14 protein-coding genes are annotated in these 14,226 nt (G+C 40.7%); 6 read left to right on the top strand and 8 right to left on the bottom strand.

The features are described from left to right. Positions 1-29 precede the first annotated feature (29 nt). Complete coding sequence (locus tag BMX50_RS20400; RefSeq protein WP_091212832.1) at positions 30-905, top strand: hypothetical protein; 876 nt, start codon at positions 30-32, stop codon at positions 903-905. Positions 906-908: 3 nt separating this feature from the next. Continuing rightward, the gene (locus BMX50_RS20395; RefSeq protein ID WP_143065234.1) at positions 909-1,751 is read left to right on the top strand and encodes a hypothetical protein; all 843 of its coding nucleotides are present in this window, start codon (positions 909-911) and stop codon (positions 1,749-1,751) included. 10 nt (positions 1,752-1,761) lie between these two features. Here BMX50_RS20395 and BMX50_RS20390 read toward each other — a convergent pair whose 3' ends face one another. The 6 genes from BMX50_RS20390 to BMX50_RS20365 form a co-directional block, all read right to left on the bottom strand. Further along, positions 1,762-2,373 carry an RDD family protein gene (locus BMX50_RS20390; protein ID WP_091212824.1) on the bottom strand — a complete coding sequence of 204 codons (612 nt, stop codon included), beginning with the start codon at positions 2,371-2,373 and terminating at the stop codon, positions 1,762-1,764. 159 nt (positions 2,374-2,532) lie between these two features. Further along, entirely contained in the window at positions 2,533-3,531 is a 999-nt protein-coding gene (locus BMX50_RS20385; RefSeq protein WP_091212822.1) for an MBL fold metallo-hydrolase, read from the bottom strand. A gap of 78 nt (positions 3,532-3,609) precedes the next feature. Next, positions 3,610-4,440 carry an alpha/beta hydrolase family protein gene (locus BMX50_RS20380; RefSeq protein WP_091212820.1) on the bottom strand — a complete coding sequence of 277 codons (831 nt, stop codon included), beginning with the start codon at positions 4,438-4,440 and terminating at the stop codon, positions 3,610-3,612. 1 nt (position 4,441) lies between these two features. Then, complete coding sequence (locus tag BMX50_RS20375; protein WP_091212817.1) at positions 4,442-4,894, bottom strand: RDD family protein; 453 nt, start codon at positions 4,892-4,894, stop codon at positions 4,442-4,444. A gap of 40 nt (positions 4,895-4,934) precedes the next feature. Further along, the gene (locus tag BMX50_RS20370) at positions 4,935-6,461 is read right to left on the bottom strand and encodes a carbon-nitrogen hydrolase family protein (RefSeq protein ID WP_091212816.1); all 1,527 of its coding nucleotides are present in this window, start codon (positions 6,459-6,461) and stop codon (positions 4,935-4,937) included. A 39-nt stretch (positions 6,462-6,500) separates the two neighbouring features. Further along, positions 6,501-6,893 carry a DoxX family protein gene (locus BMX50_RS20365; RefSeq protein WP_091212814.1) on the bottom strand — a complete coding sequence of 131 codons (393 nt, stop codon included), beginning with the start codon at positions 6,891-6,893 and terminating at the stop codon, positions 6,501-6,503. A gap of 168 nt (positions 6,894-7,061) precedes the next feature. On the opposite strand from BMX50_RS20365, the gene hemA reads away from it, so the two are divergent. The 3 genes from hemA (at position 7,062) to BMX50_RS20350 (ending at position 11,554) form a co-directional block, all read left to right on the top strand. Then, the gene (gene hemA, locus BMX50_RS20360; RefSeq protein ID WP_091212812.1) at positions 7,062-8,288 is read left to right on the top strand and encodes a glutamyl-tRNA reductase; all 1,227 of its coding nucleotides are present in this window, start codon (positions 7,062-7,064) and stop codon (positions 8,286-8,288) included. A 107-nt stretch (positions 8,289-8,395) separates the two neighbouring features. Next, on the top strand, positions 8,396-9,004 hold the full coding sequence (locus tag BMX50_RS20355; protein WP_091212810.1) for a hypothetical protein: 609 nt from the start codon (positions 8,396-8,398) through the stop codon (positions 9,002-9,004). Positions 9,005-9,592: 588 nt separating this feature from the next. Further along, positions 9,593-11,554, top strand: coding sequence for a hypothetical protein (locus tag BMX50_RS20350; protein ID WP_091212808.1), 1,962 nt, complete (start codon positions 9,593-9,595; stop codon positions 11,552-11,554). A 194-nt stretch (positions 11,555-11,748) separates the two neighbouring features. On the opposite strand, the gene BMX50_RS20345 is transcribed toward BMX50_RS20350, so the two are convergent. Both BMX50_RS20345 and BMX50_RS20340 read right to left on the bottom strand, forming a co-directional pair. Then, positions 11,749-12,471 (bottom strand): LytR/AlgR family response regulator transcription factor, encoded by a 723-nt coding sequence (locus BMX50_RS20345; protein ID WP_208864755.1) that lies wholly within the window; start codon positions 12,469-12,471, stop codon positions 11,749-11,751. 13 nt (positions 12,472-12,484) lie between these two features. Then, positions 12,485-13,546, bottom strand: coding sequence for a sensor histidine kinase (locus BMX50_RS20340; protein ID WP_091212806.1), 1,062 nt, complete (start codon positions 13,544-13,546; stop codon positions 12,485-12,487). Between the two features lie 210 nt (positions 13,547-13,756). Here BMX50_RS20340 and BMX50_RS20335 point away from each other — a divergent pair, with 210 nt between their 5' ends. Beyond that, the gene (locus BMX50_RS20335; protein ID WP_143065233.1) at positions 13,757-14,203 is read left to right on the top strand and encodes a hypothetical protein; all 447 of its coding nucleotides are present in this window, start codon (positions 13,757-13,759) and stop codon (positions 14,201-14,203) included. The last annotated feature ends 23 nt before the right edge of the window (positions 14,204-14,226 follow it).

The raw sequence follows: 14,226 nt of genomic DNA, 5'->3' as shown, positions 1-14,226 counted from the left end.
TTTAGCTAAAGAAAACCTTATCCGGCTATATGAAAAACAGCAGCTTGCTTATTCTAATTTTTGTTGCACTTATATCCTGTAAAAGTAAAAACAAAACACCTGTTTCTGACACAGCCTTACAATCCAATAAGCAAACAGCAAATACAAGTACAAACCAGGACTCTCTGCAGCAAATTAAAACTATAATGAATGGCGTTTGGGTAAAAAGCGACTATATCAACGATCTTAATCGTACCCAATCACCTTATCTTTCATCAAAAAAATTATCCGGCATCGCCGCTCTCGAAATTAGTTTGGGATCGACAGAAAGCGATAGCCTTGTAGTAGACATAAGTTTGAATAACCACGAAGGCGCAAACCTGACCTTGTTTTTAAAACAAGGCCATCAGCGTACTTCATTCAAAACAAACTGGATTGATTATAAAACACCTGCCAATTTTTACGAGCTCGGTTATAAGATTGCAAGCGGCGATACCAGCTTACTTCTTTATCATTACAATAAAAACAACCGCGTTATTGATAGCACAAAGTACGTCAGGGTTTTGGATAAGCAAACAGTTAACGATATGGGGTATGGGATAAATTATATCACCAATAAACTACTCATTACCGGAGATTATGTAATGATAGATGATAATAAAAAACGATCATCTATCACTTTTACCAACGAAGGCAACGTAAGCGGGTTCCCAGATTATGAAGCCTATTATGTTAATACCGATTTCGTGGCAGGCCCGCAAAATGATCTCGACCAGTTTAGTTTTAACATCAACACCCCACAGCAAAAAGATTACCTGTTTAAGATAAAGGGCGACACCTTAAATATTTATAATACTGACTTCAGTGCCGATTCTATCCATTTAAAATTGGGCACTTTGGAGTATAAATTAGTTAAAAGAAAATAATCTATGATGAGAAACTGGTTTCTACCCGTCATACTTTGCCTGATCTTTTCGTGCAAAAGCAACACTAAACAATCTACGGAAGATTCTTTGATAAAAGATACCTCTTTAACAGTCAACAATTCAAAAAGCACCAACCCTCTCATAGAAAAATTCAAACCGCTACTACAAGGCACCTGGGTAAACAAGACCTATATTGACAAGGTGGCAAAAACAAAATCACCATTGGCGGCGGTGAACGAAGCCAATGGCATATCATCCTTTAGCATCAATACCGCAGACATGAAAGGAGATAGTATTATTGTACCCGTTGGCTGGGATAATCACGACGGAAGCAACCTCACATTATCATTTAAAAAAGGGAAACGGCAGTCATCGTTAATATTTGGAGGAGGTGAACTTTGTACCAATGTTGATCATGGCGATACGACCATCACTGTTTATTACCCATATGATAAGGGCCAGATAAAAGCCACTCAATTTATCAGGGCAAACTCCAAAAAGATAATGCAAATTGCAGATGGAATGTACCGGCTGATTAACAAGGCACTTATTGCCGGAAACTATAATTTACAAGATACCACGGCAAATTCAGTAGTAACGTTTGATATCGATGGAAAAGTGAAAGGGTTTAATAGGTTTATAAACTATGAGATAAACATCGATCTTAATTCAGACGCGATGGATAACCTTGATGAGATCCGGTTTGATGATGATGCCCGACATCACAAATCGTATTCTTTTAAGTTCGATGCCGACACGTTGAAACTTTACGATACCAGGCCCAATGCTGATTCGTCATTACTAGTTTTGGATAAATTGAGGTATAAATTGGTAAGGCAAAGGTAAACCATTACACTCATACCAACCTATCCTTAATCACCAAAGTCCCTGCAATCATATCGTGTAAACACTGTTGTTGCTTATTAAAAAATGCTATCAGGTAGCCGATAAAAAAAGTCAGTACCGAAAATATTTTGGCCAGGTTACGGCCAATGGCTTTGCCAACGGTGATCCGGTTGCCGTCCATATCAACTACTTTTATTTTAAGCATTTGCTTACCGTAGGTAGCTTGCGTAACCGAGCTTTCCATTACCACATGATAAATAAACTTACCAATGGGTGTAAAAGCGACGATGCCGATAGAAGTATATATGCGCGCCTGCTTATCTGTAATGAACAAAAACACCGCCATGGCTGCAAGCAAAACAAACGCGCCAAATAATATAAACCAATCCAGCGCTGAAGCCAGCCAGCGCTGATCAAAACTGCCGTAATACTGCATCAGTAGTTTAGGCCGGGCAAAGCCGAACAATTCTCTTAATTCGGCAATTTCATGGGCTTCTTTGTAATCTACCATATCATCGGTCTTTACAAAATCGCCGGGTTTAATGCCGCGGGCTTTGAGCTCAGGAATTGTAAAAGGGCCTTCGGGTTTACCGTTGATAACTAATATGTAGGATTGGGGCATGGCGCTGGGCGGTTACACAACCATGTCATTGCGAGGAGGAACAGCCTGTCCCGAACCTTTTTCGGGAACGAAGCAATCGCATGCTATACAGGGCCGACTTGCCTCCGTGCGGTTGCCACGCTTCGCTCGCAATGACATTGTTTTATTTGTTTTATCCCTCTAAGATAAATATTCCTTCCACCAATCAGAATTATGGGCACCTTTTACTTCAGTTGGTTCACCGGGTTTGGGTACAAATAAATCGATGTGTTTTTGTTTTGCCATCGGCACTAACCATTCAACAGGCTCGTACCAGGCATGTGGGGCCAGGTTAAAGGTACCGTAATGAATTGGCATCATCAGTTTTCCCTTCAGATCGAGATGCGCATTTGAGGCATTATCCGGTCCCATATGAATATCCGGCCAGAATTTTCCGTAAGCACCTATCTCCAGCATGGTCAGATCGAACGGGCCAAAAGCCTCTCCTATCGCCTTAAATTCGGGCGAGTAACCGGAATCGGCACCAAAGTAAATATTATGCTGCGGACCTTTGATCACAAATGACGACCATAGCGTTTCATTTCGCCCGATAATTCCTCTGCCCGAAAAATGGCGCGAGGGTGTTGACGTGAGCACAATTTCGTTGCCGATCATAGCACTGTCGCCCCAGTCCATTTCGGTGATAAAATTGGCTGCCATACCCCAACTTGTTAAATATTGCGCTACCCCTACCGAACAGAAAAAGGGGATGTTTTTATCAGCAAAAAACTTAATGGTAGCCTTATCCAAATGATCATAATGATCATGCGACTGAATCACAGCATCCAGCGGAGGTAAATCTTCTAAAGCTATCGGAGGGTTAAAAAACCGCTTAGGCCCGAATGATTGTGAAAACGAAACCCTGTCGCTCCAAACCGGGTCGGTAAGGATGCGTTTACCATCGATCTCGATCAGGATACTGGAGTGGCCGATCCAGGTAATGCGCAAACCAGAAGCAGGCGGAGTGCTGTAAACCGAAGAATCCGTTTTAAAGGGACCCAAAGTTTTTTTAGGTGTATTCTCAGCCTTATTGTTCATGTACTCCCTTAAAATGGGGATCATTTTGCCAAAGCCGGCTTCATCAGTGGGTACAGTATTTTGATATTTTCGTCCTTTTTTACGCGATGCGGGTAAACTCATAATAGCAATTATAGTACTTATATCAGGTATGATATAACTAACGCAAAAAAGTTACGAATGGTTGAAGCGGCTCAACCTTTATTTACTTAAGAATGATATTGCCGTATCACAAAACTCAATCAGCGAAGCCGGCAAAGCATTTCCGGCAAAAGGGTGCTCGCCACCAAAAGTATGATCTGCTCCTTTTTGTACTACATATTCCGCTGTCGGATTAGCTTCATGCAGCTGCAGGGAGTGGCTTACAGGTACAGTAGGATCGGCATCGCCATGAACGATAAGCCATGGCTGTGTTATCATGCTTGCCTGCCTGATAATATCCAGCCTGAGCGGATGTTTATCGAGGTCATCCAACAAGGTCGATTTGACAGGCATTTGCTGACCGGTACGTTTATTTTCAAAATAAAAAACACTCTGCAAGCGCCATTGCTGCTCTATTTGCTTTGGCCACAAGTTCCGGAAACCGGATATGGAAGCCATAGTTACCAGCTTTTTGATACGGGCGTCTTCGGCTGTTTTAATAATGCTTACGCCGCCACCCATGCTATGCCCAATTAGATATACTCCGTTTGCAACCGGAATGCTTGCACCGCTGCAGGCAAAATCAATAATGGTGTCGAGATCCTCCAGTTCGATGGAGACGGTATTATCGGCAAAGGCTGTCAGATCGGCAAAGTCTAAAGGATTGGCAGGCGTTGTGCCATTGTGCGAAAAGTTGAATTTCAGGAAACGGAAACCCTTTTCGGCAAAGTACCGGGCTAAAAGATCATGCGTACCCCAATCTTTAAAGCCCTTAAAGCCATGGGCAAAAACTACCAGCGGCGCGTTTTTAAAAACATCATCATAAGTAACATCAATAAGCATTGGCCGCCCTTTAGCGCCGGGAAGGGTAAAATTATCTTTCCTGATCATATTAAAATACTACCTCGGTTTCGGTAATGTCCGAGCGTTTTACAACAAGGGCTCCGGCAAAAAGGTCACCTATCCGTTGATGTTTCTCTGTTTTTATGATACAAATTATCGCGGGTAATCCATAAAAAAGGATATCAAAGCAATCACATATTCTGCGTTTAAAAGCATCATCTAAAGTCAGTTTGTTGCCGTCTGTTTTGATTACTTTCAATTTACATATATCATGTCCGGGAGTAGTTCCATTTACAGACTCGATTACAACAAAATAAAGAAACCATACTATAAATATGGGCAACGCCATTATACCATCTACCCTGGAAACACCAGGTACCGGGCTTTGATTAAATACAGTTACATAGGTATAAAAAAAAGCAAAGTAAATTCCGTAATCTATCAATGTCGCTATGATGCGGAGTTTAATATATGGTTTAGGCTTAATATCAACGATTTTCATTATAATGAATTACAGCATCGCAATATATAAAAAATACTCCCTACACCCTTTTCCCATTAAAAGTAATATTATACAAATCGGTACGCCTGTCTTTAATATTTTGTACGCTGCCATATTCATGCAACTCATCCAGCAATGACAGGTCAACATCGGCAATAACTATCATCTCGGTATTTGGCGTAGCTTCCGATTGAATGCCATTAGTCGGAAAACCAAAATCCGAAGGCGTAAACACTGCCGATTGTGCATAGCTGATGCCCATATTATTTACATTAGGCAGGTTACCTACACAGCCGGCAATTGCTACATAACATTCGTTTTCCACCGCACGGGCCTGGGCGCAAAACTTAACGCGGTTGTAACCGTTCTGGGTATCGGTAAGGAAAGGAACAAAAAGGATCTGCATATCCTGCCCGGCAAGGATGCGAGATAGTTCGGGAAATTCCACATCGTAACAGATCAGGATGCCTACTTTGCCACAATCAGTATCAAATACTTTTACTTCATCGCCGCCACGCATACCCCATGAGCTGATCTCGGCCGGGGTTGGGTGAATTTTATACACCTCCTCCATACTGCCGTTACGCCTAAAGAGATATGACACGTTGTATAATGATTCTTCGAAAATATAGGGCATACTGCCCGCAATGATATTTACGTTGTAGGATACCGCCAGTTTTGAAAACTCCTCGATAATGGGCTGGGTATATTTAGCCAGCTCACGCATGGCCTTGGCCGAATCCATATGGTTATAGTCGGCCATAAGCGGTGTATTGAACAGTTCGGGGAACAGGATAAAATCAGCCTGGTAATCGCTCACCGCATCAACAAAATATTCAGCGTGCTTCATGAGCTCGCTGATGTTGCTGTATGAGCGCATCTGCCATTGCACCAGGCCAATGCGCACTACCGTTTTGTGATTGATAACATCGCTTACTTCTTCATAATATACGTTATTCCATTCTATGAGCGTGGCAAAACCTTTGGAGCGACTATCCTCGGGCAGGTAATTACGCAATACCTTGCGCACGTGAAAATCATTGGATAGCTGGAAAGAAAGCGTCGGATCATAGATTTCCTTATATTTTACCTTGTCGATATATTGCCGCGGAGTAAGCTCATTCTGAAACTTCTGGTAATTAGGGATGCGGCCGCCGGCGATAATACTTTTCAGGTTCAGTTTTTCGCACAGGGCCTTGCGGGCATCATATAAGCGGCGTGCAAGGCGCAACCCGCGGTATTTTGGGTGAATAAACACATCAATACCATACAATACATCCCCCTTATCGTTATGGGTTTTAAAGGTGCTATCGCCGGTAATTTGCTTGTAAGTATGGTTATCGCCAAATTTCTGATAGTCAACAATGATGGCCAGCGCGCAGCCAACAACCATATCATTAACGGTGATACAGATCTGCCCCTCGGGGAATATTTTGATGAGCCTGCGGATAGAATTGGCGTCCCAATAGTCCTCATCCATATCCATATAGGCCGATTTCATTGACTTTTTAAGCTCCTGGTAGTCCTGTACCTCCAGGTTACGCATTTCAATACTTTGCAGATCCATATGTTTGTTTTGCTTCGATAGCAACAGCCCAATCCGGTTTTAGTTTAGGCTTTTTTCAGTATCGGTTGTATGCCACCAGGCCCAATAAATCAGTACAAATTGAGCCGCCAGCCTAAGCCAGGCAAAAAAGGGAGTAATTGTCATCCCTTCAGCTTCAAATGGCGCTTTAAATATCATCCCAACATGCACAGTTAAAAAAGCAACCAGCATAAGCACAATGCCCCAGGCCGCCCAATACCTTGTTTTTATTGGTATGAGCAGCAAGCCAAGCGTTATTTCTGCAACGCCGGCTACTATATTTACAGCTTTAGGATACAGCAGGTTATGAGGCATAACAGCATAATAAAATTCGGGATCGCGGAAGTGATTGAGGCCTGCGAGCACATAAAATGCTACCAGTATTACCAGGCTTATTTTTTTATACTTATTCATGATTTAATTTACAAATATTTTGTCATACGTATCATAAAACAGTTTAAATACTGCAAAACAAGCCATTTTTGTAATTTATAACCATTCCAAATAATCCTGTTTGACAAAGTGTTGACATAGGATGTGCCGAATAGTGATACTTTTGTTCGGTCAAATTTTAAAACTGCTTTGAAGTATCTAAAGGTAATAGCTTTTACGCACAAACAGATTGAACTGAAGGAATTGGGTAGATTGGTGGTATGCCAGGAAAATCTGACAGACAAACTTGCGCAGGTTAAAGAGCAGTTTAACATCCCCGAAATCTTTTATCTGGCTACCTGTAACCGGGTAGAATTTGTGATGACAACCCCGCAATCGGTTGATAAAGATTTTGCCAAAAAATTCATAGAAGCCTTTAACACAGAGCTTTGCCATGATTCATTGAGTACCTTTATGGATAGTGCATCTATTTATGAAGACCAGGAAGCCATGGTACACCTGCTGCGTACTTCATGTTCATTAGAGAGTTTGATCGTGGGTGAAAAGGAAATCCTGGCCCAGTTACGTAAGGCTTACGAACATTGCAAGGAGGCAGGCCTAACCGGTGATGCCATGCGTATGATCATGAACTGCGTGGTAAAAACAGCCAAGGAGGTTTACACACATACCAACATCTCCAAAAACCCAATCTCGGTAGTATCGCTGGCTTACCGTAAGCTAAAAGACCTTAATCTTTGTTCAAATGCCCGTATTTTGATCATCGGCGCAGGCGAAACCAACCGCAACATTTCTAAATATCTTCAAAAACATAAATTTTCAAACTTTGCAGTATTTAACCGTACTGTGGCCAATGCCGAAAAATTAGCTGCCGATTTGGGCGGTGAGGCGTTTGACCTGGAAGCTTTGAAAACATACAATAAAGGTTTTGATGCTATTATCACCTGTACATCTGCAGTTGAGCCTATCATCACTACCGAAATTTATCAATCGCTGTTAAACGGCGAAACCGGCAGGAAAACTATTGTTGACCTTGCCATCCCTAATGATACCGCTCCCGAAGTACTGGAGCAATTCCCGGTTAACTTTATCGAAGTACATTCCCTTAACGAGGTTGCCAAAAAGAACCTGCAGGAACGCTACCACGAACTGGTACATGCCGAAGCTATCATTGAGCAAAACATTGCCGAATTTATTCAGCAGCTTAAACAGCGCCGCATAGAGGTAGCCATGCGCCAGGTTCCTGAAAAAATCAAAGAAATCCGCAATACCGCCATTAACTCTGTTTTTGCCGATGAGGTTCAAGGTTTGGACGAACAATCACGCGAGATCCTGGAAAAGGTGATCAACTACATGGAGAAAAAATATATCAGTGTACCCATGATCATGGCCAAGGATATATTAATCAACGAAAATTGATTGAGGTAGTTTCCCTTACGCTTTGAAAAAAGTCCATTATAACTTTTTTGTTACATACCAGGTAATTTCTTAGATAAACAAACGTTGATGGGTTTACATACCCCGTCATGTTGATCAGTTTTCCAGAACAAAACTTTAACAATTTTATTGTCCCTGCCTTTCAAGTAAATGAGGGCGAAATTGTTGTCATCGAGCTCCCGGGTGGTGCTTTGTTTCAGCCCCTTTTATCCAAACTAAAAAGAATGCTTACCGGTACTGTTACCGATAACCCTGTTGTAATAAATTCGGAGTTTAGGTTTGTTGAACAGTTCAAGGAGAGTTTCCTTAACTACCATTTTTCCCCGGTAACCATCGGTAAGTATCATCAAAAACATGCCAATAAGGACAACCCGGTATATGAAAAAATCTACCATACCCCATCGCTTACAAGAAGGACAAAAGTAAATACCCTTGCAGGGGATGTGAGAAAAAAACTGGAGCTTTATACTACGCTCTCCTGGACAAACCATTTAATTCTTGACTTAACAGGGGTAGACCCCAAAGGCGGAACAGATATCTTCGGCATTATTAAACAAGCGATAATACCAAACGGGGCTGCTATCTTAATTGACTTTTGCGATGAATTTAAAGATCAATGTACTACATTTATTAAGGTCAACTACACCGGAGGCGATATCAGATCAGACAGTGTTAAACTGATATCAAAATCTAAATAACCCCCAATTACCTGGAGTAAATACCTTAACTACAGTAAGGCTGTGCCTTGTGGTAGGCATGCTAAGACAAGCTGCTAACTCAACGTTGCCTGCGGCCCGGACTGTACGCTCATACGCCTGCAGGTCTTAAGCTCATTGGCCGGTATCCCAATGTCATTAAATTAAGGGAAATCCCCCAGAGGGGGAACAGGTTTGTAGTAATATCATATACCGAAAATAACCGTGCCAGAGGTACGGAACACTCGGAGTTGTGTACCTCTGGCACACTAAGACAAACAAATCTTTAATTTCTACAAACCTTTTGCACCTCTGGTGCAACTTGTCAATCCCTTAACTTAATGACATTAGCCGGTATCCGCTTCAATCCAATGCAGATTTTTCTTCGATAACAAACTGCGCCCGGCCAGCAAATCCTTTCGAATAAAAAATATGTCAAGTTAATAAATTGTTTATTTAATAATATCAGTACCAAATACCTTTAATATAATTTCAAATAGACAAGTTTATTTTTTTAGTACTTTTCGATATTATTAAAAGCAGCCAAACCTTATCTAACTTATATATTAATCATCACAAAACCTATCTTTCATGAATTACCAAGTATTTACAGTAGCACAAGTGCGCGCATTGACTGCCGCCGATAATTACAGCGTTTTAAGCACCTCCGACTATGGAGGAGGTCAATGGATATATGATGCGGCCGATACTTCCTCTTCGGATAACACCGGAAGTATATTGGTAACTACTGATGGAAAAAGGTATAAAAGGCAATATTTTATAACACCTGAGATGTTTGGCGCAATTGGCGACGGCGTCGCCGACGATACAATCGCATTAACGGCTTTTTTTCAAGCTGTAAACTGTAAAACCGGCATCCTGACTCAATCTTATTTCATAACAGCCGAGATAGCAGCTGCACTTAGCAATTGTACTATAATAGGGAACAATTGTTCAAAAATAACCATAAATAATGGATACGCTATATTAAGATTGCTTGATGTATCCAATGTGACCATAACAGGTATCTCATTTGTTAATAATTATAACACTATACCAGTTGATCCTAATGCTCCCGAACCTGTTGATAATGGGAGCGCATTAGTGTACTCTTATTTCAATAATGTTAAGAATCTTACGGTGAACGGATGTTCTTTTACTGTTCCATATGCAAGAACAAGCGCAATATCGTTTTACTGTAATAAAGATACTGTTACTGATAACTATATTGATGGTCTGACAATTACTAACTGTAACTACAATAACATACGGAGAATTGGAACAACCATTATGAACAGGACTGCGGCATTTGATAAATGCAAAAACATCAATATCTCAGATAATAATGTAAACCATATAGGCTTATTAGGTCTGAGCGATTCGATTTTCTTAAGTTTGGATGGCTGCGGAGAGTATTTTAAGGTGAACAACAACTTCATTCGTGATTGTTACAAAATCGGGATTGAACTGGTGGGCGGTTGGAATAACGGCGAGGTATTAAACAATAATTTTTCCAGTTCTTCTTCCTCTTTTCAATACTCACCGTTTTCATGGCAATGTAATAATTCCGATTATTTAAACATCAACAATCTGGTGGTCTCCGGTAATATAAGCGTCGGCTATGCCCGCAATAATTTTAAAAATCTGTATAATTGTTTATTCTCAAACAACCAGTTTATAGTATCAGGAGACTACGCTGTCAGCATATCGGCATCATCTGGAAACAAATTCGACAACGACTTATATTCATCCGATTCGATATACACTACTTTGATAAGCGGTACCTCAACCAATAATATTGTTAATAACAGTAAGATCATCAATAAAGCCACCTCGGGCATTTTTGCTATTGTAAGGTTTTCAGATACTGGAACCACCAATAACGTTTTTAACAATTGCGAAATCGTAAAAGTTTATGGGGCGGCTGAATTTGATGAAGTTAACACATCAGGAAATGTTGTTTTAAATAAAAATGTGAACAATATATTTGATTCCAATTATACACTTATCAATTTCACTGCTGATGCTGATATTACCAATACAACGGTACAACAACTTAATTCGTCATTATTCAGAATCAACGATTCTAATAACTTACTAACGCAGACGAGAAACATAATTTTCAATAACTTTAAACGAGCTTACGTTATAAGAAACACTACAGGCTATCCATTAGGAGTAAAAATGGCAGGTCAAACAGCCGCCGCAGTTATAATACCCAAAAATGAAATTTTCTATTTGTATTGCGATGGTGCTGCATTTTATAAGATAGCCGGAAGTGGGATCGATGGGACATGGAATATTGGAACTCCTCCCAATATAACTTTGGCAACCGGGTCGTTTGCGCAACAAGGCAAACAAATTATCCTTGCGGCTTCAGTTACTACTTCTGCACCTTCGGCAAATATCACACTACCGTTTATTCCCGAATATGGCTTTGTTTATTTTGATGGTGTTAACAAAGTTACCTGCACTGGTGGCAGCGCGTCCGCACTAATTACAATGCCTGCAGCTGGCACTTTTACCTTTCAACTATTCTATAAAATCGCCTAATTTTCAATCAGGACTAAGTTTCGCTTTGCTAAACTTAGTCCTAAAATAATTTAAGCTTTCAGTTTAAATTACCTGCGCCCTTTTACTTCGTTAGCTCCGGTTCAAAGGACAAGCCCACAACACGAAGCAGAATGCTTGTCCTATTTTAAGTCGAAGTTACACTTCGATAAACTTCAACCAGTTGAAATTTTCACTCATCTCATTGTTAACGCCCGCTCCAGGTTATCCTTAAAATTCCTCCCTATCGGAATTTCATGCCCGTTCAAAATAATCCGGTTACTTTCCAAACGGGTTATCTTATTAACAGCTATGATAAAAGATTTATGCACCCTCATAAAACGTTTCTGTGGGAAGATGTCCAGCATAGCCTTGATGGACCCTTTTAACAGGATTTTCTCTGCATGGGTATAAATGATGGCATAGTCCTTTAGCCCCTGAATATGCGTAACGTCATTAAAATAAAGCTTGATCCGTTGAACACCACTTTTAACAAAAATAAAATCAGTGCTTTTATCTGCTAAAGAATCCTCTTTATCATCATATTGTGATTTCAGCAACAGGAACTCCCTGATCTTATTGATAGCCAGCTCAAAACGTTTAAATGATATAGGTTTCAGCAAAAAATCAATTACCCCCAGTTCATAACCCTCAAAGGCATAGTTACGGTAAGCAGTCGTAAAAACAGTTAATGGCGGGTCTGGTAGTGTTTGCAGAAATTGGATCCCTGTCATTTCGGGCATCTCGATGTCTAATAACAACACATCAGCATGGTGATTTTTTAAATGCTGTAAAGCATCAGCGGCGTTGCGAAACAGATACACCGAATGCACATGATCAATTCTTTTCAGATAACTGTCCAATATCTCAAGCGCAAGCGGCTCATCATCTATCACCACAAACTTCAGCAAGGTTTCCATATAAATTCTGCCCTTATAATCCGATTACCAGCTTAACCCAAAAGGAATTTTCTCTATCTTCTAACCAAAGCTCATGTTTATTCGGATAAAGCAGGTCGAGGCGCTTTCGCAAATTGTCGAGCCCTATGCCTCCCTTACCATTATTAATTACTGACGATGGTTTGGCGTTTTCTATGATAACCTCAAGCGTTGATTGTTTCAGACCGATATCTACCCGTAGCCAACTGCTTTTAGTTTGCCTTGCCAGTCCGTGTTTAAAAGCATTTTCAACCAGTGGTATTAAGAGCAATGGAGCAATTTCGTGCCCATTTATCTCCGCATCAATATTAAGATCAATATCCGCCTCTCCGCCGAACCGCAATCGCTCCAGTTCCATATAACTATGGAGATAGCCGACCTCCTTTTCCAATGGTACTCTTTCGCCTGTGCTATCATACAGCATATACTCCATCATTTCCGACAGTTTAAGCACCACATCCGGAGCAAGTTCAGATTTTTTTAGCGTCAACGCGTACAAGTTATTCAGGACATTAAACAGGAAATGCGGGTTTACCTGCGCCCGCAAAAAATTAACTTCCGCATTCAATTTTTCAACCGTTATTTTCTGAATGATCAGCTGCTGACTATACCAGTCCATACTCAACTTTAGCGCAAGCATCAATCCGAGGTACCACAGCGTGCTAAAAAAATTGTACGATAGTGATTCTACAAGGTTACTGTTACGCATTGGTCCTACCACATATCCATATAGGTAAAAATCAAAAAGGCTTTGAGCTGCTAAATAACCAATAACCGACAGGATAATTGCCGTAAAGTAGGCAGCGTACCGTTTCTTTAACAGGTACCGGGGCAAAAAGTATTGCAGGTTAAAATAAGCTATGATGATGAGCAATACAATGCGACCGGCAACGCAAGCCACAAAATAAGGCATGCTGGCTTTATAAATAAGATATCTTTTCTCATAAATAAAAAAGCCGGTGATCAGCACCCAATAAGCGCCATGCACCAGGGCATGCCTTAAGGTTGTGCTGCGTTTTAAAAACGGCAGCCGAAATGATTTATCCAGCGCATCCATTTTAACGTTTCATTATCAATGAGCATAAAAGAAACCAAAAGCATCAGGCCAACAAAATTATGTCGACAAACTGCACAAATAGTAGAGGAAGATAAGGATAAAAAAGCTGACGTCGACTATTCAGGTTGTTGGTCTACTAATTTTCAGCCTCATTTTCAATCCGTTTAATATTGTACAAAGAATCAAGGATTTCATTTAAAATTTATGATCATGAAACACATCAAATTTTATCCGGCGTTTATCGGATTGTTTACGCTGATTACATTAAGCTTCACTGCATTTGGTTTCTCCAATAAATTTGGATTGGATGGTTACGAAATTTACTTAAATAACAAACTTATCCTGAAACAATATGTAAACCAGCCGGTCAATCTAAGGGTTTTGCAACTGAGTAAAGCAAATGAAGCCGACGAACTGCACATTAAGTATAATCACTGCCAAACTAAAGGCCCCGGTACCGGCCGCAGCCTCACATTACAGGATGAAAAAGGGAATACATTAAAGAAATGGGATTTTTCCGATGCATCAGATTTTGCCATGACAGTCCCTGTAAAAGAGCTATTGCAGTTGGAAAAGAAAAATAATAACCATGAGCTCAGCCTGCATTATACCTCGAAAGAGCGGCCTAATGGCGAGATGCTGGCGATGCTGCGGTAAAACCTTCCAGAATTTCACCCGGT

Source organism: Mucilaginibacter gossypiicola (assembly GCF_900110105.1).
GTDB lineage: Bacteria > Bacteroidota > Bacteroidia > Sphingobacteriales > Sphingobacteriaceae > Mucilaginibacter > Mucilaginibacter gossypiicola.
This window is presented reverse-complemented; position numbering and strand designations above follow the sequence as displayed.

Excerpts from the sequence above, each read along its gene's own strand:
- BMX50_RS20335 (WP_143065233.1), top strand. The coding sequence starts at position 13,757 with ATGAAACACATCAAATTTTATCCGGCGTTTATCGGATTGTTTACGCTG.
- BMX50_RS20370 (WP_091212816.1), bottom strand. The coding sequence starts at position 6,461 with ATGGATCTGCAAAGTATTGAAATGCGTAACCTGGAGGTACAGGACTAC.
- BMX50_RS20345 (WP_208864755.1), bottom strand. The coding sequence starts at position 12,471 with ATGGAAACCTTGCTGAAGTTTGTGGTGATAGATGATGAGCCGCTTGCG.
- BMX50_RS20365 (WP_091212814.1), bottom strand. The coding sequence starts at position 6,893 with ATGAATAAGTATAAAAAAATAAGCCTGGTAATACTGGTAGCATTTTAT.
- BMX50_RS20385 (WP_091212822.1), bottom strand. The coding sequence starts at position 3,531 with ATGAGTTTACCCGCATCGCGTAAAAAAGGACGAAAATATCAAAATACT.
- BMX50_RS20355 (WP_091212810.1), top strand. The coding sequence starts at position 8,396 with ATGTTGATCAGTTTTCCAGAACAAAACTTTAACAATTTTATTGTCCCT.
- BMX50_RS20380 (WP_091212820.1), bottom strand. The coding sequence starts at position 4,440 with ATGATCAGGAAAGATAATTTTACCCTTCCCGGCGCTAAAGGGCGGCCA.
- BMX50_RS20400 (WP_091212832.1), top strand. The coding sequence starts at position 30 with ATGAAAAACAGCAGCTTGCTTATTCTAATTTTTGTTGCACTTATATCC.
- BMX50_RS20340 (WP_091212806.1), bottom strand. The coding sequence starts at position 13,546 with ATGGATGCGCTGGATAAATCATTTCGGCTGCCGTTTTTAAAACGCAGC.
- BMX50_RS20395 (WP_143065234.1), top strand. The coding sequence starts at position 909 with ATGATGAGAAACTGGTTTCTACCCGTCATACTTTGCCTGATCTTTTCG.
- BMX50_RS20390 (WP_091212824.1), bottom strand. The coding sequence starts at position 2,373 with ATGCCCCAATCCTACATATTAGTTATCAACGGTAAACCCGAAGGCCCT.
- BMX50_RS20350 (WP_091212808.1), top strand. The coding sequence starts at position 9,593 with ATGAATTACCAAGTATTTACAGTAGCACAAGTGCGCGCATTGACTGCC.
- BMX50_RS20375 (WP_091212817.1), bottom strand. The coding sequence starts at position 4,894 with ATGAAAATCGTTGATATTAAGCCTAAACCATATATTAAACTCCGCATC.